Genomic DNA, 19,436 nt, shown 5'->3' with positions numbered 1-19,436 from the left:
CTCATCGAGCCGAGGCCAGCACGTCGGTCAGCACCTCGCGGGCCAACTGCATCTCGTCGATGGTGAGCGAGGCCCGCGCCGTCAGCCGCAGCCGCGACGTGCCGGCGGGCACGCTCGGCGGCCGGAAGCAGCCGACCCGCACACCGCGGTCCAGGCAGGCTGCGGCGGCGGCGACGGCCACCTCGGGCTCACCGAGGATCACCGACACCACCGCCGATGTGGGGTCTTCGGGCACGTCGCACAACCGGGCCAGTTCGGTGGCGCGAGCCATCACCGCGGCCGCTCGCTGCGGCTCGGCGATCAGCACCCGCAGCGCGGCCAGGGCGGCGCCGACGGCGGCCGGCGCCAAGCCGGTGTCGAAGATGAACGTGCGCGCGGTATCGATCAGGTGCGCCCGCACCGGCTCGGGTCCCAGCACCACCCCGCCCTGGGAGCCGAGTGCCTTGGACAGCGTGGTCGTCATCACCACATCGGGGGCGCCGGCCAGCCCGGTCTCGAACAGCAGACCCTGGCCACCGGTGCCGCGCACGCCGACCCCGTGCGCCTCGTCGACCAACAGCAGCGCACCGTGGCGGCGACACACGTCGTGCAGCTCGCGCAGCGGGGCCAGCACGCCATCGGCGGAGAACACCGACTCGGTGACCACGACGGCCCGCTGCTCGGTCCGCCGGGCCAGCGCCGCCTCGACGGCGGCCACGTCGCGGTGCGGCGTCACGGCGACCCTGGCGCGGGACAGCCGGCAGGCGTCCACCAGCGACGCATGGGACAACGCGTCGGAGACGATCAGCGAACCGGGGCCCGACAATGCCACCAGGGCACCGAGGTTGGCGGTGTAGCCCGAGGAGAACACCAGCGCCGACTCGGCCCCGGTGAAGCCGGCCAGTTCGGTCTCGAACTCCTCGTGCAGCTCGGTGTTGCCGGTGACCAGACGCGATCCACCGGCACCGGCTCCCCAGGTACGCAACGCCTGCACGCCGCCGTCGAGGACGGCTGGGTGCTGAGACAACCCGAGATAGTCGTTGGAGGCCAGATCCAGCTCGGCACCGACCGGCGGCCGCACCCGCAGCGTGCGGCGCAGCCCCGCGGCGCGGCGCTGCTGCTCGACATCGGCCAGCCAGGCCAGCGGCGAAAGACCGGTGCGGGTCACGGTGCGACCACCTCCTGAACGGTGTTCAATTCCCGCTCAGACTAGCGCACGCGCCACCGCCACCATCGCCGCACCGATCTGGGCGATCTCGTCCGGGGTGCAGATGAACGGCGGCATGGCGTAGATCAGCCGGCCGAACGGGCGCAGCCACACCCCGTGCCGCAACGCCGTCTCGGTGGCCACCGCCATGTCCACCGGCTCGGCCATCTCGATCACCCCGATGGCCCCCAACACCCGGACATCAGCCACCCCCGGCAGTGCCCGCGCCGGTTCCAGCCCGGCGCGCAGACCGGCCTCGATCGCGCGGACCTGCGTCGGCCAGTCACTGCTCAGCAGCAGCTGCACCGAGGCCACCGACACCGCGCACGCCAGCGCGTTGGCCATGAACGTCGGGCCGTGCATCAACGTCCCCGGCTCACCGGTGCTGATGGTGTGTGCCACCTCCGCCGTACACAGGGTGGCGGCCAGGGTGACGTAGCCGCCGGTGAGCGCCTTGCCCACGCACATGATGTCCGGGGTGACCCCGGCGTGGTCGGCGGCGAACAGCGCACCGGTGCGCCCGAAACCGGTCGCGATCTCGTCGAAGATCAGCAGCACACCGTGCCGGTCACAGGCCGCGCGCAGGTCGGTCAGATACCGGGCATCGTGGAAGCGCATGCCGCCTGCGCCCTGCACCACGGGTTCGACGATGACGGCGGCGAGCTCGTCGGCGTGCTCGGCCAGCTGGGCCTCGAATGCCGCGCTGTAGGCAAGGTCGTAGTCAGCGGGTACCCGCGGGGCGAACACCTGCGGGGTGAGCACGTCGGTCCACAGGTCGTGCATGCCGCCGTCGGGGTCGCACACGCTCATCGGGGTGAACGTGTCCCCGTGATAGCCGCCGCGCCAGGTCATCAGCCGGTGTTTGGCCGGGCGACCCCGGCTGCGCCAGTACTGCAGGGCCATCTTGGCGGCCACTTCGACGGCCACCGAGCCGGAATCGCTGAAGAACACCGTCTCCAGCCCGGTCGGGGTGATCTCGACCAGCAGCTGGGCCAGCCGGGCCGCGGGTTCGTGGGTGAGCCCGCCGAACATGACGTGGTTCATGGTCGCCAGCTGGGCGGTGATGGCCGCGTCGAGCACCGGATGCCCGTGCCCGTGCACCGCCGTCCACCAGGAGCTCATCGCGTCCAGCGCCTGGATCTGGGCGCCGTCGTGCACCAGCGTCAGCCAGGCCCCCTTGGCGCCGACGGCGACCACGGGCGGCAGCGCCCCGGCGCCGATGGTGCTGTAGGGGTGCCACACATGCGCGGCATCGATGGCGCTGATCTCGTCGGGTGTCAACGCGGGCATGGGATCCGACATTATCGCTTTGCTCACAGGTGACGCGGCGGAGCCCGTGACCTGAGGTATCCAGGGTTCTTGGGTAGATTGAGTCACCGACCATGAAGAGCCCAACCACCAACCGGACCATCTCCGGTGCCGCCGACAGCGCCGAGATGGGTACCCGCACATCGGGTTTCTATCGGCACGACCTGGATGGTTTGCGTGGCGTGGCGATCGCTCTGGTGGCGGTGTTCCACGTCTGGTTCGGGCGGGTTTCCGGTGGTGTGGACGTCTTCCTCGCCCTGTCCGGCTTCTTCTTCGGCGGCCGGCTGCTGCGCATGGCGCTACGCCCGGGCGCGGCGCTGCGGCCGATACCCGAGATCGTCCGGCTGGTGCGACGCCTGCTGCCGGCACTGGTGGTGGTGCTGGCCGCCGCGGCAGTGCTGACCATCCTGGTGCAGCCGGAAACCCGCTGGGAGACGTTTGCTGATCAGAGCCTGGCCAGCCTGGGCTACTTCCAGAACTGGGAGCTGGCCGACAGCGCATCCAACTATCTGCGCGCCGGTGAGGCCGTCAGCCCGTTGCAGCACATCTGGTCGATGTCGGTGCAGGGCCAGTTCTATATCGCCTTCCTGGCGCTGGTCTTCGGGTTCGCCTATCTGCTGCGCAACCGGCTGGGCCGGCATCTGCGGGCCGCGTTCGTCATCGTCATCGCCGCGTTGGCCGTCGCCTCGTTCGTATACGCGATCATCGCGCACAACGGTGATCAGGCCACCGCGTACTACAACAGCTTCGCCCGGGGCTGGGAGTTGCTCGCCGGCGTGCTGGCCGGTGCCCTGGTGCCGCGGGTGCACTGGCCGATGTGGCTGCGCACGGCGATCGCCACGGTCGCACTGGCCGCGATCATCGGCTGCGGCGCCCTCATCGACGGCGTCCGCGAATTCCCCGGCCCGTGGGCCCTGGTGCCCGTCGGCGCCACCGTGCTGTTCATCCTCTCGGCGGCCAACCGTGGTGACGTGCCGCTGCCCGCACCCAACCGGTTGCTGGCCACCAAGCCGTTCGTGTCGCTGGGGTCCATGGCATACGCGCTCTACCTGTGGCACTGGCCCCTGCTGATCTTCTGGCTGGCTTACAGCGGTGACGCACACGCCGGGCTGCTGGACGGTTCAGTCGTGCTGCTGGTGTCCGGGGTGCTGGCCTGGCTGACCACCCGGTACGTGGAGACGCCGCTGCGCTACCGGGCGCCGGCGGCCCGCACCGCCCCCGTCCTGCCGTGGCGCGCCCGGCTGCGCCGCCCGACCATCGCACTGGGCTCGGTGGTCACCCTGCTGGGCGTGGCGCTGACCGCGACATCGTTCACCTGGCGGGAACACGTCACGGTGCAGCGGGCCAGCGGTAAGGAACTCTCCGGCCTGTCCTCGCGCGACTATCCCGGGGCGCGGGCGCTGATCAACCATGCCAAGGTGCCCAAACTGCCCATGCGGCCGACGGTGCTGGAAGCCAAGAACGACCTGCCGGAGACCACCGACGACGGTTGCATCTCCGACTTCGACAACGTCGACATCCTCAACTGCACCTACGGAGACAAGGACGCCACCCGGACCATCGCGCTGGCCGGCGGGTCACACGCCGAACACTGGATCACCGCGCTGGACCTGCTCGGCCGGCTGCACCATTTCAAGATCGTCACCTACCTGAAGATGGGTTGTCCGCTGACCACCGAGGAGAACCCCCTCGTCATGGGCGACAACCGGCCCTACCCCAACTGCCGGGAGTGGAACCAGAAGGTGATGCCCAAACTGCTCGCCGACCATCCCGACTACGTGTTCACCACCTCGACCCGGCCCTGGAACATCAAGGACGGTGACGTGATGCCCGGGTTCTACATCGGCATCTGGCAACAGTTCGCCGACGCCGGGATCAACGTGTTGGCGATGCGCGATACCCCGTGGCTGGTCCGCGACGGCAAACCGTATTTCGCCGCCGACTGCCTGGCCGACGGTGGCGACGCCATCTCCTGCGGCATGAAGCGCTCTGCGGTACTGTCCGACCACAACCCCACCCTGGATTTCGTAGGAAGGTTTCCCAACCTCAAGCCACTCGACATGAGCGACGCGGTGTGCCGACCAGACGTATGTCGAGTTGTGGAGGGAAATGTGTTGATGTATCACGACTCTCACCACCTTTCGACCACCTACATGCGCACCATGACGAACGAGTTGGGACGCCAGATCGCGGCCGCAACGGGGTGGTGGTGACATGGTGAACGCGGTGTGGCCGGGAACCGCCTACCCGCTGGGCGCCACCTATGACGGTGCGGGCACCAACTTCTCGCTGTTCTCCGAGGTGGCCGAGAAGGTGGACCTGTGCCTGATCGCCAAGAACGGCACCGAGGAACGCATCCCGCTCGAGGAAGTCGACGGGTATGTGTGGCACGCCTACCTGCCCACCGTCAACCCCGGTCAGCGTTACGGCTTCCGGGTGCACGGCCCGTGGGATCCGGCCGCCGGCCACCGCTGCGATCCCAGCAAGCTGCTGCTGGACCCCTACGGCAAGTCCTTTCACGGTGACTTCGACTTCAGCCAGGCACTGTTCTCCTACGACCTGAGCGCCGAGGACCCGGGTGTCCCCGGACCGCCGCCCGGTGTGGACTCGCTGGGGCACACGATGACCAGCGTGGTGATCAACCCGTTCTTCAACTGGGGATCCGATCGCGCGCCCAACACGCCGTATCACGACACGGTCATCTACGAGGCGCACGTCAAGGGAATGACGCAACGGCATCCCGGCATCCCCGAGGAGCAGCGGGGCACCTACGCCGGACTGGCGCACCCGGCGATCATCGACCACCTCAAATCGCTGAACGTCACCGCCATCGAACTCATGCCGGTGCACCAATTCCTGCACGATCACCGGCTGCTCGACCTCGGTCTGCGAAACTACTGGGGCTACAACACGTTCGGGTTCCTGGCACCGCACTACCAGTACGCAGCCAACCAGCATGCCGGCGGCGCCGTCGCGGAGTTCAAGGCCATGGTGCGGTCGTTCCACGAAGCCGGCATCGAGGTCATCCTCGACGTCGTCTACAACCACACGGCCGAGGGCAATCACCTCGGGCCCACCATCAACTTCCGCGGCATCGACAACGCCGCCTACTACCGGCTGCTCGACGGTCAGCCGCAGTACTACAAGGATTTCACCGGCACCGGCAACAGCCTCAACGCGCGGCACCCGCACACGCTGCAGCTGATCATGGACTCGCTGCGGTACTGGGTGATCGACATGCACGTGGACGGTTTCCGGTTCGATCTGGCCTCCACCCTGGCCCGTGAGTTCTACGACGTCGACCGGCTGAGTGCGTTCTTCGACCTGGTGCAGCAGGATCCGGTGATCAGCCAGGTGAAACTGATCGCCGAACCGTGGGATATCGGCGAGGGCGGCTACCAAGTCGGCAACTTCCCAGGTTTATGGACCGAGTGGAACGGGAAGTATCGCGACACTGTGCGCGATTACTGGCGGGGCGAGCCCGCGACCCTGGGTGAGTTCGCCTCGCGACTGACCGGTTCCTCTGACCTCTACGAGGCGACCGGCCGGCGTCCGAGCGCGAGCATCAACTTCGTCACCTGCCACGACGGCTTCACGTTGAACGATCTGGTGTCCTACAACGAGAAGCACAACGAGGCCAACGGTGAGGACAATCGCGACGGTGAGAGCCATAACCGGTCGTGGAACTGCGGGGTCGAGGGTCCCACCGACGACCCAGACATCCTGGAACTGCGGCACCGGCAGATGCGCAACATCCTCGGCACGTTGATGGTCTCCCAGGGCACACCGATGATCAGCCACGGCGACGAGATCGGCCGCACCCAGGGCGGCAACAACAACGCCTACTGCCAGGACTCCGAGATCTCCTGGGTGGACTGGTCGATGTGTGAGACCAACGCCGACCTGCTGAACTTCACCCGTAAAGTGGTGGCGCTGCGCAAGGACCACCCGGTGTTTCGCCGGCGCCGATTCTTCGCGGGCACCCCGATCCGCACCGCCGAACAGGAACGCGATATCGCCTGGCTCACGCCGGCCGGGACCGAGATGACTCCGGAGGACTGGGGCTCGGGCTTCGGCAAGAGCATCGCGGTCTTCCTCAACGGCGATGCCATTCCGGAACCCAACGCCCGCGGCGAACGGGTCACCGACGACTCATTCCTGTTGTGCTTCAACGCCCATGACGAGGTGTTGGACTTCGTCCTACCGGTCGAGGCCTACGCCGAACAATGGGCCGCGGTGCTGGACACGGCAGACCCGGAGGGCACCAACGACCTTGTCGCCACGGCGGGAGAGAAGATCTCGCTGCGGCCCCGATCCCTGCTGGTGTTGCAGAAAACAAGCTGAACGGACGGAACGTGACCCCTGTCCTGTCGACGTATCGCCTTCAGATGCGTGGCGATTCGTTCACCTTCGCCGATGCCGAGAACCTGCTCGACTACCTGGCCGACCTCGGCGTGTCCCACGTGTACCTGTCCCCCATCCTGACCGCGGCGGCCGGGTCGACCCACGGCTACGACGTCACCGATCCGACGACGGTCTCCGCGGCACTTGGCGGACCCGAAGGGCTGCAGCGGCTTTCGGCCGCCGCGAAGGCGCGCGGGCTCGGCCTGATCGTCGATATCGTGCCCAACCACGTCGGGGTGGACGATCCCACGCAGAACGCGTGGTGGTGGGATGTGCTGACGCACGGCCGAGATTCGGCGTACGCGAGCTTCTTCGACATCGACTGGGAGCTGGATCCGGACGGCCGGGTGGTGCTGCCGGTCCTGGGCTCCGACGACGATATCGACGATCTGGTGGTGGACGGGCAGACGCTGCGCCTGGGCGACCGTACCTGGCCGATCGCTGCGGGCACCGGCGTCGGCGGGCCCGCCGACGTGTACGCGCGCCAGCACTACCGCCTGATCGGTTGGCGCAACAACGTCTGCGGGTACCGGCGGTTCTTCTCCATCACCTCGCTGGCGGGCCTGCGCCAGGAAGACCCCGACGTGTTCGCGGCCACGCACACCGAGGTGCGACGCTGGTTCGCCGACGGTCTCGTCGACGGCCTGCGCATCGACCACCCGGACGGGCTGACCGACCCGGCCGGCTATCTGGACCGGCTGCGGGCGCTGGTCGGGCCGGCTGCCTGGATCGTCATCGAGAAGATCCTGGCCCCCGACGAGCCGCTGGACACCACGCTGCCGGTCGACGGCGGCACCGGTTACGACGCACTGCGTGAGGTCGGCGGGGTGTTCGTTGACCCCACCGGCGAAGCCGATCTCAGCGCCCTGTACCACCGCGATGTCGCCGAGGCCAGCGCGCAGCTCAAGACGACCGCCGCGACCACCACCCTGGCCAGCGAGTCGGCACGGCTGCGGCGCACCATCGTCGCCGAGACGGGCACCGACCATCCGCTGCTGGCCGAGGCGGTCACCGCGCTGCTCGCCCACGTCGGGGTGTACCGGTTCGACTATCCCGGCCTGGCCGCGGTGGGGCCCATCGCGATCGCCGAAACTGCCGCCGCCCGAACCGAACTGGCGGCGCCGCTGCAGCTGGTCGCGACGGCGCTGGCCGCCGGCGGCGAAGCCGCCAAACGGCTGCAGCAACTATGCGGCGCGGTGACGGCCAAGTCGGTGGAGGACTGCCTGTTCTATCGGGACGCCCGCCTGGTGTCACTGAACGAGGTGGGTGGCGAGCCCGACCGATTCGGTGTCACCGCGGCCGAGTTCCACCTGCGCTCGGCGACCAGGGCACGGCTGTGGCCGCGCGCCATGGTGACCACCTCGACCCACGACACCAAGCGCAGCGAAGACGTGCGGGCCAGGATCGGGGTGCTGTCCCAGATTCCGGCGTTGTGGGCCGACCGGGTGCGCCGGTGGTCGAATATCGTGCTGGCCCCCGACGAGGACACCGCACTTTTCTTGTGGCAGAACGTTTTCGGAGTGTGGCCGGTCGACGGTGAGGTTTCCGACGAGCTGCGCGCCCGGCTGCACAGCTACGCCGAGAAGGCGATCCGGGAGGCCGGCACGCACACCGCGTGGAACGATCCGGACAGCGACTTCGAGTCGGCCGTGCACGCCTGGCTGGACGCCATCATCGACGGACCGGTTGCCACCGAGCTGACCGCACTGGTGGCGCAGGTGCACCCACACGCGGCCGGCGATGCACTGGGCCAGAAGCTGCTGGCCCTGACGGTGCCCGGCATCCCCGACGTCTATCAGGGCACCGAATTGCCCGACGACAGCCTCGTCGACCCGGACAACCGTCGCCTCGTCGACTATTCGGCGCGCCGGGCCGCACTGGCGGCCGGCAGCGATCCCAAGATCCGAGTGGTCGCCGCGGCGCTGCGGCTGCGCCGCGACAAACCGGACACCTTCCTGTCCGGCGGGTATCACCCGCTGTTGGCGTCCGGCTCCGCGGCCGAGCATGTGGTGGCGTTCGGACGCGGGTCCGACGTGGTGGTGGCGGTGGCGCGCTGGACGGTCCGGCTGAACGAAACGGGTTGGGAGGACACCACCGTGGACTTACCCGAGGGGTTGTGGGCGGACCGGTTGTCCGGGCGTACGTTCGCCGGCACGGTTGCGGCCGGTGAGCTGTTCGAGCAGTCGCCCGTGGCCCTGCTGGAGCGGCTGCCATGACGTCGTTCGCAGTGTGGGCCCCGCGTCCGGAGCTGGTGCGCCTGGACGTGGACGGGACGCTGTATCCGATGACCCGAGGTTCCGACGATTGGTGGCGCGCCGACGTGCCCGCGGCGCCCGGTGCCCGGTATGGCTTCGTGCTCGACGACGACGAGACGGTGCTGCCCGACCCGCGCTCGGCTCGCCAACCCGACGGGGTGCATGCCCGTTCTGCGTTGTGGGAGCCGCAGGCCGCGCCCGCGCCGTGGGCCGGCCGGTCCGTCGAGGGGGCGGTGATCTACGAGCTGCACCTGGGTACCTTCACCCCCGGCGGCACCTTCGACTCGGCCGTCGAGAAACTCGACTACCTCGTGGATCTGGGCGTCGATTTCGTCGAGGTGATGCCGGTCAACGCGTTCAGCGGCACGCACGGCTGGGGTTACGACGGCGTGCTGTGGTATGCCGTGCACGAACCCTACGGTGGACCGGATGCCTTGCTGCGTTTCGTGGACGCCTGCCACGCCAGAGGGCTGGGCGTACTGATCGACGCGGTGTTCAATCACCTCGGACCGTCCGGGAACTACCTGCCCCGGTTCGGGCCGTACCTGTCCCGCGGCAGCAACCCGTGGGGCGAGTCGATCAACATCGCCGACGCCGACGCCGACGAAGTCCGCCGCTACATCCTGGACTGTGCGTTGCGCTGGATGCGTGATTTCGGGGCGGACGGCCTACGCCTGGATGCGGTGCATGCCCTGGTGGATACCACCGCCATTCACATCCTGGAGGAACTGTCCACCGAAACCCAAGCCCTGGCAACCGAACTGGGACGGCCGCTGTCCTTGGTCGCAGAGAGCGACCTCAACGATCCGCGGCTGATCACCCCGGTCGACCACGGTGGCCTCGGGATGACAGCCCAGTGGGACGACGACATCCACCACGCCATCCACACCGCGGTGTCGGGTGAACGGCAAGGCTATTACGGCGATTTTGGATCGCTGGCCACCCTGGCGCAGACGTTGACGCACGGCTATTTCCACGCAGGCACCTATTCGTCGTTCCGGCACCGCCGGCACGGCCGCCCGCTGGACACCACCACCATTCCGGCGACCCGACTGTTGGCGTATACCCTCACCCACGACCAGGTCGGCAACCGGGCCGTCGGGGACCGCCCCTCGCAGAACCTGACGTTCGGTCAGCTTGCGGTGAAAGCGGCTCTGGCCCTTGGCTCCCCGTACACCGCCATGCTGTTCATGGGCGAAGAGTGGGGATCGTCCAGCCCCTTCCAGTTCTTCACCTCGCACCCGGAGCCGGAATTGGGACGTGCCACCGCGGAGGGCCGCAAGGCCGAGTTCGCCGCACACGGCTGGGATGCAGACGAGATTCCCGATCCCCAGGATCCGGCCACGTTCGAGCGGTCGAAGCTGGACTGGTCCGAGGTGGACAGCGGCGAACACGCCCGGCTGCTGGCCGTCTACCGGGGCCTGATCAGCCTGCGCCGCAACGAATCCGATTTCGCCGATCCGTGGCTGCCGCATCTGCGCGTCGACTACGACGAGGACAGCCGTTGGATCGTCATGTACCGCGGCGCCTTCGCGGTGGCCTGCAATCTGGGCGTCGACGCGGTGACGGTCCCGGTGACCGGGACCGTCGTGCTGGCGTCCGACGATCCGACGCCCGACGGGTCGGTCACCCGATTGCCCGGGCACTCGTTCGCGGTGCTGCGCACGCGCGAATCCGCCTAGGTCAGATAGCGGTAGGTCGGTGACCCCGGCTCCAGGAGTTCCACATGGCATTCCGAGCCGCGCATGCGCGCCATCAGGCCCTCCAGATCCGACGCCGACCCCATTTCGATGCCGACCAGAGCTTCACCGGTCTCCCGGTTGTTGCGTTTGACGTACTCGAACAAGGTGATGTCGTCGTTGGGTCCGAGCACACCGTCGAGGAAGCGGCGCAGGGCGCCCGGCTCCTGCGGGAAATCGACCAGGAAGTAGTGCTTCAAGCCCAGATGCACCAGAGAGCGCTCCAGCACCTCGCCGTAGCGGGACACGTCGTTGTTGCCGCCCGAGATGATGCATACCACCGTCGAGCCGGGCTCGATATCGGTCTCGCGCAGCGCGGCCACCGACAACGCGCCGGCGGGCTCGGCGATGATCCCCTCGTTCTGGTAGAGGTCCAGCATGGCGGTGCACACCGCGCCCTCGTCGACAGCGGTGATCGACACCATGTCCCCGGCAGCGGCCAGCGCCGCGTAGGTGTTGACACCGGCCCTGGCCACCGCCGCCCCGTCGACGAACTGGTCGACATCCTCGAGGGTCACGGGGCCGCCCGCGGCCAGCGCGGCCATCATGGACGCCGCGCCTGCCGGTTCCACGCCGAGCACCGCCGTGCCCGCGGTGCGTTCCGACAGGTAGGTGGTGATACCCGAGACGCACCCTCCCCCGCCGACCGGCACGATGACCAGATCGGGTTCGGTGGGCAGTTGCTCGAGGATCTCGACGGCGATGGTGCCCTGCCCGGCGATCGTCCGTGGATCGTCGTACGGCGGCACCAGCGTGGCGCCGGTCCTGGCGACATCCTCCAGGGCCGCTTCGGCCGCCATGTCGTAGGTTTTGCCGCCGACGATGACCTCGATGAACTCGCGTCCGTGATAGCGGATCCGGTCCCGCTTCTGCTTGGGGGTCTTCGCCGGCACGTACACCCGCCCGTGCACGCCCATCGAACGGCAGGCCAGGGCGAATCCCTGGGCATGGTTGCCTGCCGAGGAGCACACCACCCCGGCCGCCAACTCCGCCGGGGACAGCTGCATGAGCAGGTTGTAGGCACCGCGCAGCTTGTAGGACCGGACGGTCTGCAGGTCCTCCCGTTTGAGGTAGACCTGCGCGCCGGTCAGCGCCGACAGCCGTTCGCTGAACTGCAGCGGGCTGGCGGCGACCACGCTGGAAATTCGCTGAGCGGCCTCGTCGATATCGGCAGCGCCGACCGGTGAGGTCAGCTGCGTCCTTCGGGGATCCTGGCTCAGTTCGGCAGACACCGCTTCATGGTGCCACCATCGGTTCGCACGACGAAAAAAGTGGGCGCCGCGATCCGAGTTTCGGTTGTCCGAACTCTGGGTTACGCGCTATCGTTGCACTATGACCACGCCAACCGAAGTACGGATTGCCGGGGTCCCGTGGCCGACCTACAAGGTCATCGCGCTCATCGTCGGGGCACTCACGCTGATCGTCCTGGGTGTGCTCACCGCCAACGCCCCCTTCTCGGTGCTCAGCGCGGCCGCGATCAGCACCGTGACCTGGGCCGGCCTCGGCACCGTCAGCCGCCGCTAGCCGGCGCGGCGTTCAGCCGGTCGGCAGCCCGGGCGGCCACACTAGGCCGATGGAACCCAATCCGGAGACGCCTGCCGAAGCGTTCGTGAAACGCGCCGAGCAGCGGGTGCCATCCTGGCTGCGTCCAGGCGAACCCGAAAGCCGGTTACCGGTGCTCGCGGCCATCCTGGCGGCCGTCGCCCTCCAACGCGCCGTACCCGAGCGCTACACGGTGGTGCCCCGCTGGCCGCTGATCGCAATGGAGCTGCTGCTGGTGCTGGTGCTCGTGGCGATCAACCCGCTGCGGCTGACCCGCCGGACCACCGCCGCCCGCTGGGGCAGCCTGGCGCTGACCATAGCCATCACCGCCGACAACACCGCCTCGGCCGTCGTGCTGGATTACCGGATCCTCTCGGGCGACGTCAGTAACGACGCGGCGGTGCTGCTGGGCAGCGGCGGGGCCATCTTCATCACCAATGTGCTGGCCTTCGCGCTGTGGTACTGGGAGTTGGACCGGGGTGGGCCGTTCGCTCGACGCGCCGGTGAGCAGCCCTATCCCGATTTCCTGTTCCCGCAGATGACGGACCCGACCACGGCCGCACCCGGCTGGCGCCCCACCTTCGTCGACTATCTGTACGTCAGCTTCACCAATGTGGTGGCCTTCTCCCCGACCGACACCATGCCGCTGGCTCGCTGGGCCAAGATGCTGATGGCGGTGCAGGCGCTGGTGTCGCTGTCGACGGTGGCGCTGGTGATCGCCCGCGCGGTGAACGTGCTCAAGTAGCTCTCACAGCCAGGCGCGTTCCGTCGCCGCGGCGATCGCGTCGTTCGCCGTGCCCTTGCCGTCCCAGAGCCCACGCTTCGACGCGACGGGCATCGACCACCACAACGCGGCGGTGTCGCGCACCTGACGTACCGGTATCCCGGTCGCGACGGCGCCATAGTGCAGCCAGAAGTCGTCGGCACGGGGACACACCGCCAAGAACTCGTCACCGCGTTCGCGCAGGGTGCGCTGCAGCTCCGGCGGGTACGCCGCACCCGAGACACCGGTGGCAAAAACCTGCGGCGAGGCCTCGGTGGTGGTGCACGCCGGCCAGTTGACGTACGGCTCCGTCGAACGCATCCGCGCCCGGAATGTCGTCACTTGACCGGGGCGGTGCGCCCGTAGCAGCTCCGCCAGCCACGTCGGTGGGTAGTAGACGTCGTCGTCGGCGGTGACCAACGTGACATCGTCGTCGCCGCCGGCGATCTCGGTGACGTACGGGTAGTACTTGGTGTGCGGTCCATAGCTGCGGCACAGCCTGATCTCCAGTCCGCGCCGGCGCAGCCGGACCAGTGACGACGGCAGCGCCGCCATCGCGGCCGGATCGTCGAGCCACAGGATCAACCGGCGCGGTTTGACCGTGCCGGCGCCGATGGTCTCGATGGTCCGCCACACCGTGCCGATCCGGCGGCCGTGACTGGTCAATGACACGTCGGCGGCGCCGTCGCCCACGACCGGGGTGTCGCAGCGCCGATTCCGCAGCCACAGCCGCGGATTCAGCATCGCGAATTCGACCAGTGCCAGGCACCACTCGACACCATTTACGGGAAAAACTCCCGTATTGCGCATCTTGCCCCCAAAGGCGGTCCCCTCCGCCTCTGTGCAGGTCAATCAATGAGCGGACGAGCGGCAGCGCGAGCCTTCGACCTTGCTCGGCCGGCTGACAGCAACCGGGTGAGGGGCCGCTGGGCGTGACCTGTCCGCAGCGCGAGATAAGACAGCCCGATCGCCGCAGCGAGCACGATGACCACATTGCTGGCGATGAGCCCGGTCAAGATCCGCGCCGCCGGGCTGATCATGAGAACCCACGCAAGTACGCCGATACCGAGGACACACAGCCACGACCCGGCGAGCACGCCGGATCGTCCGAGCCGCGCGGGGCCTATCTGGGCGACGAATCTGCCGACGGCAGAATCACCGATCCACCGCGCGATGACGCTCCATGACACGAACGCGCCATAGGCCACCACGGCACTGCTGAAATCGATACCCATGGTCAAGAGCACGCCCAGGTGGAAGGTGGTGGCGACGGCCAGCACCGTCCGGAAGGCGCGCCACCACGGCATGGCCAGCAAGAAGGCGAACTCGAAGATGACCGTCAGCCAGTCGACCAGTTCCCACACCGCCCGCATGTCGTGCGCGGCCAGCCAGTCGGCCAGCCAGTACGTCCGACCTTCGGTCAGGAAGCCGAGGACGAAATACCCCCGTGCCGCTTGACTGGACCACGACAGCCAACCCGTCAGCAACTTGGTCAGGGCCGCGGTGAAGAATCCCCACCCGATCAACAGGGCGAGCAGACGTAAGGGCCATTGTCGTTGCGGCACAGTAGCACCGCCGCGTCGGTAAGCATCGACGGAGTAGCGGTTGCCCCAGTCCGCGAACGCCAGCACCAATGGCACCAGCAACAACAGGATAGTGTGGTCGACCTTGCCGAGGCAGTACATCAAGCCGTAGGTGACGAAGAGCATCACCGCGGCGGCCAGCGACACAAAGCGGGTCCACAGACCCATGCCGAGCAGGATCAGTGTGAGCGAGCGGAGCAGTTCCAGCCCGATCAGCACTCCCGGCGACGGGAAGCCGGAGAACAATCGGAGCGGACCCGGCGGGGCATGGAACATGAAGTCCGGATACCGACCGAGCCATGCGATGTCCGGGACGATGAACAGCGCACTGATCGCATAGATGATCCGGCAGATCCCGAGGTCCGCCGGGGTGAACGGGCCGCTGTCGACCCAGCGGTCGAACGTCTCGGCGATCCTCACTTCGAGTTCCCGAAGTCGACGTGAATGGTGCGCAGCGGTTGGTACTCCACCGCGGACGCGTCCGCGGCACGGTAGGTCGCGGTGCGCCAGACGATGTCAACCCCGGTCGGCTGGTCACCGGGAAACAGCCGGGCCGTCCGTGCTCGCAGCCAGGCGACGGCATCGGGAACGGTGGCGACACTGTCGTCGCTGAACGCGGCGGTGAAGACCATCAGGCGCACAGACGGGCCGGCGGGCAGCAGGCTGTCCAACGGCACCCGTCGCGGCGCACCGCTGCTGAACCGCACTACAACCGCCGGTTCTTTCGCCCGTGGTATCCCGGTCTCCAGGAGACAGCCCGCGCATTGCGCCGGGAAGCCGGGCAGTACGAGTGCCGGATAGGGCTCCGCGCGCCACACGGCGAACGGGATGTACTGCAGCACGACGATCCACAGCACCGTCGCGCCGAAGACGATCCGCACCGTGCGCTTGGTAGTCGGCCCCACTCCGCCCTCCGCCCCGTCATGGCGACGCCCAGGCACGGAACCCCCCGCATGGTTTGCTGAACACCGCCGTTGGCACGGTAAGCCCACGCCTGGGCGATCGCAGCGCGAGTCCTCGATTTCGCCCGATCGGCGTACCCCGGCTATCCCCCCAAGCAGCCGGGGCCCAGGAGGGCCTTGAGGTCACCCATCAGCGCCGAGGACGGCGTCACCCGCAACGACTGATCCAGCTCCAGGGTGGTGATCCGCTCCCCGCTGATCAACCGCAGGTGAACTTGCGCCGTACCGGGATGGCGGGCCAGTACCTGCTTGAGCGCGGTCACCTTGTCGTGCGTGCACTGCCGGGTCGGCAGGCTCAGCGCGAGCGGCCGGTCCGGCTGGGCATTCGAAAAGTCGGGCACCACAAGGTCATTGGCGATCAGCGAGATCCGGTCATCGCGTTTGGCCACCTTGGCACCGACCAGGACCACGGCGTCGTCGGCGATATCGGCCCCGAACGCCGAGTAGGTCTGCGGGAAGAACAGCACCTCGATACCGCCGGTGAGATCCTCCAGTTGAGCCGACGCCCACGGCAGGCCGTTCTTGTTGACGCGGCGGTTCACCGAGGCCAAGATCCCGCCGACGCGCACCTGGGTGTCGTTGGCGATGTCACCTTCCAGGATCGCGGGGATCTGGGTGTCCACCTGCGCGGTCAGCAGGTGCGCCACCCCGTCGAGCGGATGGCCGGACACGTACAGGCCCAGCATCTCTCGTTCCAGCGCCAGTTTGTGCTTGTCGTCCCATTCGCCCTCGGGCACCGGGATGGTGAAGACCGATTCGATACCGGTGTCACCGTCGCCGCCGCCGAACAGGTCGAACTGGCCGATGGCCTCGGCCTTCTTGGTGCCGAGCACCGAGTCCACGGCGTCGGCGTGCACCAGGAACAGGCCCTTGCGGGGATGGCCGAGCGAGTCGAAGGCCCCGGCCTTGATCAGGGATTCCGTCACCTTCTTGTTGCAGGCGGTGATGTCCACCTTGTTCAGGTAGTCGGAGAAATCGGTGTACTTCCCCTTGTCGCGGCGTCCGGCGATGATCGACTGCACCACGTTGGCGCCGACGTTGCGGACACCACCGAGTCCGTACCGGATGTCGTTGCCGACCGATGCGAAGTTGTGCACCGATTCGTTGACATCCGGTGGCAGCACGGTGATTCCGAGCCGGCGGCAATCCGACAGGTACACCGCGGCCTTGTCTTTGTCGTCGCCGACGGAGGTGAGCAACCCGGCCATGTATTCGGCGGGGAAGTTGGCCTTGAGATAGGCCGTCCAGAAGGACACCAGGCCGTAGCCGGCGGCGTGCGATTTGTTGAACGCGTATCCGGCGAACGGAAGGATGGTGTCCCACAACGCCTTCACCGCGGCCTCGGAGAAGCCGTTGGCCGTCATCCCCTCTTTGAAGCCCTGGTACTCGGCCTCGAGCACTTCGAGCTTCTTCTTACCCATGGCCTTACGCAGCGCATCGGCCTTGCCCATGGTGTAGGACGCGACCTTCTGGGCGATGAACATGATCTGCTCTTGGTAGACGATCAGGCCATAGGTCTCGGCGAGGATCTCCTTGAGCGGTTCCTCCAACTCCGGGTGGATCGGCTTGATCGGCTGTCGACCGTTTTTCCGGTCGGCATAGTCGTTGTGCGCGTTCATGCCCATCGGGCCGGGGCGGTACAGCGCCAGCACGGCGACGATGTCGTTGAAGCCGGTGGGTTGCATGCGGCGCAGCAGATCCCGCATCGGGCCGCCGTCGAGCTGGAACACGCCCAGGGTGTCACCGCGGGAGAGCAGTTCGTAGGTCGCCGGATCGTCCAGCGGGAGGTGATCCATGTCCAGATCGATGCCGCGGTTGGCCTTGATGTTCTCCAGCGCGTCACCGATGACGGTGAGGTTGCGCAGGCCCAGGAAGTCCATCTTGAGCAGGCCGATGGCCTCACACGACGGGTAGTCCCACCCGGTGATGATGGCGCCGTCCTGCGCCCGCTTCCACATCGGGATGGCGTCGATGAGCGGCTCGGAGCTCATGATAACCGCGCAGGCGTGCACGCCGGCGTTGCGGACCAGGCCCTCCAGACCACGGGCGGTCTCGTAGATGGTGCGCACGTCGGGGTCGGTGTCGATCAGCCCGCGCACCTCGGCGGCTTCCTTGTACCGCTCGTGGTTGGGGTCGGTGATCCCGGACAGCGGGATGTCCTTGGCCATGATGGGCGGCGGCAGCGCCTTGGTGATCCGGTCGGCGATGGCAAAGCCGGGCTGGCCGTAGTGCACCCGGGCCGAGTCCTTCAGCGCCGCCTTGGTTTTGATGGTGCCGAAGGTGATGACCTGCGCCACCCGGTCACTGCCCCACTTCTCCGAGGCGTAACGCACCATCTCGCCGCGGCGACGGTCGTCGAAGTCGATATCGATATCGGGGGCCGACGGGCGCTCGGGGTTGAGGAACCGTTCGAACAGCAGCCCGTGCGGGATCGGGTCGATATTGGTGATGCCCATGGCATAGGCCACCAGCGAACCGGCCGCCGAACCACGGCCCGGACCCACCCGGATGTTGACCGACTGCGCGTAGGTGATCAGATCGGCCACGATCAGGAAGTACGACGGGAAACCCTTGTCGCAGATGACCTTGATCTCGTAGTCGGCGCGGTCGAGGTATTCCTGCGGCACACCGTCGGGGAAACGCCGGTTGAGGCCGGCGTGCACCTCATGCCGCAGCCAGCTGGCCTGATCGTGCCCGTCCGGGACGGGGAAGACCGGCATCCGGTCGCGCGGGGCCCACACGTCGGCGTAGGACTGCACCCGCTCGGCGATCAGCAGCGTGGAATCGCACGCGCCGGGCACCTGCGGATCCCACAGGGCCCGCATGTCCGCGGCCGACTTGAGGTAGTAACCGTCGCCGTCGAATTTGAACCGGGCCGGATCCGAGAGCGTCTTGCCGGTCTGGATGCACAGCAGCGCCTCGTGGTTGTGCGACGCCTCGCGCGTCACGTAATGGCAGTCGTTGGTGGCCAGGGGCGGGATGCCCAGCTTGCGCCCGACCTCGAGCAGCCCCTCCCGGACCCGACGCTCGATGTCGATGCCGTGGTCCATCAGTTCGAGGAAGAAGTTGTCCTTGCCGAAGATGTCCTGCCACTTCGCCGCGGCCTCGATCGCTTCTTTCTCGTGGCCCAGCCGCAGCCGGGTCTGCACCTCGCCGGACGGGCAGCCGGTGGTGGCGATGATGCCGGACGCGTGTTCGGCGATGATCTCGGCGTCCATCCGGGACCACTTGCCGAGCTGCCCTTCGAAGGACGCCAGCGAGGACAGTTTGAACAGGTTGCGCAGCCCGGTCGCGTTCTCGGCGACCATCGTCATATGGGTGTAGGAACCGCTACCCGAGACGTCGTCGCCCTTCTGGCTGGGGTCACCCCAGGTGACGCGTTTGGTCTCGAAGCGCGACGCCGGCGCGATGTAGGCCTCGATCCCGATGATCGGTTTGATCCCCGCCTCGGTGGCCTTGTTGTAGAACTCACTGGCGCCGAACATGTTTCCGTGGTCGGTCATGCCGATGGCCGGCATCTCGAGGCGCTGCGCCTCGGCGATCATCGGCTTGACCTTCGCCGCACCGTCGAGCATGGAGTATTCGGTGTGGTTGTGGAGGTGCACGAAGGACCGGTGAGAGCTCATAGGAACGCCAGTCTATGGGTGCCCACCGACAGTTCTCGGCGTGTCGCGCGACGTGTCTGCTCACCCGG

General features: G+C 67.7%; 13 protein-coding genes. 6 read left to right on the top strand and 7 right to left on the bottom strand.

The features are described 5' to 3' along the window. Position 1: 1 nt before the first annotated feature. Together SBI67_RS11510 and SBI67_RS11505 are read right to left on the bottom strand one after the other, a co-directional pair. Complete coding sequence (locus tag SBI67_RS11510; RefSeq protein ID WP_318980693.1) at positions 2-1,147, bottom strand: 8-amino-7-oxononanoate synthase; 1,146 nt, start codon at positions 1,145-1,147, stop codon at positions 2-4. Positions 1,148-1,183: 36 nt separating this feature from the next. Further along, complete coding sequence (locus SBI67_RS11505; protein WP_318980692.1) at positions 1,184-2,476, bottom strand: adenosylmethionine--8-amino-7-oxononanoate transaminase; 1,293 nt, start codon at positions 2,474-2,476, stop codon at positions 1,184-1,186. A 92-nt stretch (positions 2,477-2,568) separates the two neighbouring features. Here SBI67_RS11505 and SBI67_RS11500 point away from each other — a divergent pair, with 92 nt between their 5' ends. From SBI67_RS11500 to treZ, 4 genes are read left to right on the top strand one after another with little or no spacing between them, the layout of a single operon-like run. Next, positions 2,569-4,707: an acetyltransferase SucT gene (locus SBI67_RS11500; RefSeq protein ID WP_413232459.1), complete on the top strand. Its 2,139-nt coding sequence runs from the start codon at positions 2,569-2,571 to the stop codon at positions 4,705-4,707. 1 nt (position 4,708) lies between these two features. Beyond that, entirely contained in the window at positions 4,709-6,838 is a 2,130-nt protein-coding gene (gene glgX, locus SBI67_RS11495) for a glycogen debranching protein GlgX (protein ID WP_318980691.1), read from the top strand. 44 nt (positions 6,839-6,882) lie between these two features. Then, complete coding sequence (gene treY / locus SBI67_RS11490) at positions 6,883-9,114, top strand: malto-oligosyltrehalose synthase (protein WP_413232481.1); 2,232 nt, start codon at positions 6,883-6,885, stop codon at positions 9,112-9,114. Then, complete coding sequence (gene treZ, locus SBI67_RS11485) at positions 9,111-10,835, top strand: malto-oligosyltrehalose trehalohydrolase (protein ID WP_318980689.1); 1,725 nt, start codon at positions 9,111-9,113, stop codon at positions 10,833-10,835. The genes treY and treZ overlap by 4 nt, the downstream gene beginning before the upstream one ends. Here the strand turns inward: treZ and ilvA are convergent. After that, positions 10,832-12,124, bottom strand: a complete 1,293-nt coding sequence (ilvA, locus tag SBI67_RS11480) for a threonine ammonia-lyase IlvA (protein WP_318980688.1) — start codon at positions 12,122-12,124, stop codon at positions 10,832-10,834. The genes treZ and ilvA overlap by 4 nt on opposite strands. 100 nt (positions 12,125-12,224) lie before the next feature. Here ilvA and SBI67_RS11475 point away from each other — a divergent pair, with 100 nt between their 5' ends. Further along, the gene (locus SBI67_RS11475; protein ID WP_318980687.1) at positions 12,225-12,416 is read left to right on the top strand and encodes a hypothetical protein; all 192 of its coding nucleotides are present in this window, start codon (positions 12,225-12,227) and stop codon (positions 12,414-12,416) included. Positions 12,417-12,465: 49 nt separating this feature from the next. Beyond that, a complete protein-coding gene (locus tag SBI67_RS11470; RefSeq protein ID WP_318980686.1) occupies positions 12,466-13,179 on the top strand; it encodes a hypothetical protein in 714 nt (237 codons plus the stop codon). A gap of 3 nt (positions 13,180-13,182) precedes the next feature. Here the strand turns inward: SBI67_RS11470 and SBI67_RS11465 are convergent, their stop codons facing one another. From SBI67_RS11465 to dnaE, 4 genes are all read right to left on the bottom strand, one after another. Then, on the bottom strand, positions 13,183-13,941 hold the full coding sequence (locus SBI67_RS11465; RefSeq protein WP_318980685.1) for a hypothetical protein: 759 nt from the start codon (positions 13,939-13,941) through the stop codon (positions 13,183-13,185). A gap of 104 nt (positions 13,942-14,045) precedes the next feature. After that, on the bottom strand, positions 14,046-15,200 hold the full coding sequence (locus SBI67_RS11460; protein WP_318980684.1) for a hypothetical protein: 1,155 nt from the start codon (positions 15,198-15,200) through the stop codon (positions 14,046-14,048). After that, a complete protein-coding gene (locus SBI67_RS11455) occupies positions 15,197-15,685 on the bottom strand; it encodes a hypothetical protein (RefSeq protein ID WP_318980683.1) in 489 nt (162 codons plus the stop codon). Before SBI67_RS11455 ends, SBI67_RS11460 begins: the two co-directional genes overlap by 4 nt. A 140-nt stretch (positions 15,686-15,825) precedes the next feature. Further along, positions 15,826-19,368: a DNA polymerase III subunit alpha gene (dnaE, locus tag SBI67_RS11450; protein WP_318980682.1), complete on the bottom strand. Its 3,543-nt coding sequence runs from the start codon at positions 19,366-19,368 to the stop codon at positions 15,826-15,828. Positions 19,369-19,436 lie beyond the last annotated feature (68 nt).

This window comes from Mycolicibacterium chengduense (assembly GCF_033741155.1).
Lineage (GTDB): Bacteria > Actinomycetota > Actinomycetes > Mycobacteriales > Mycobacteriaceae > Mycobacterium.
This window is presented reverse-complemented; position numbering and strand designations above follow the sequence as displayed.

Bases quoted from the DNA above. Each gene is read 5' to 3' on its own strand.
- glgX (WP_318980691.1), top strand. From the start codon at position 4,709: ATGGTGAACGCGGTGTGGCCGGGAACCGCCTACCCGCTGGGCGCCACC.
- dnaE (WP_318980682.1), bottom strand. From the start codon at position 19,368: ATGAGCTCTCACCGGTCCTTCGTGCACCTCCACAACCACACCGAATAC.
- SBI67_RS11475 (WP_318980687.1), top strand. From the start codon at position 12,225: ATGACCACGCCAACCGAAGTACGGATTGCCGGGGTCCCGTGGCCGACC.
- SBI67_RS11500 (WP_413232459.1), top strand. From the start codon at position 2,569: ATGAAGAGCCCAACCACCAACCGGACCATCTCCGGTGCCGCCGACAGC.
- treY (WP_413232481.1), top strand. From the start codon at position 6,883: ATGCGTGGCGATTCGTTCACCTTCGCCGATGCCGAGAACCTGCTCGAC.
- SBI67_RS11505 (WP_318980692.1), bottom strand. From the start codon at position 2,476: ATGCCCGCGTTGACACCCGACGAGATCAGCGCCATCGATGCCGCGCAT.
- SBI67_RS11465 (WP_318980685.1), bottom strand. From the start codon at position 13,941: ATGCTGAATCCGCGGCTGTGGCTGCGGAATCGGCGCTGCGACACCCCG.
- treZ (WP_318980689.1), top strand. From the start codon at position 9,111: ATGACGTCGTTCGCAGTGTGGGCCCCGCGTCCGGAGCTGGTGCGCCTG.
- SBI67_RS11470 (WP_318980686.1), top strand. From the start codon at position 12,466: ATGGAACCCAATCCGGAGACGCCTGCCGAAGCGTTCGTGAAACGCGCC.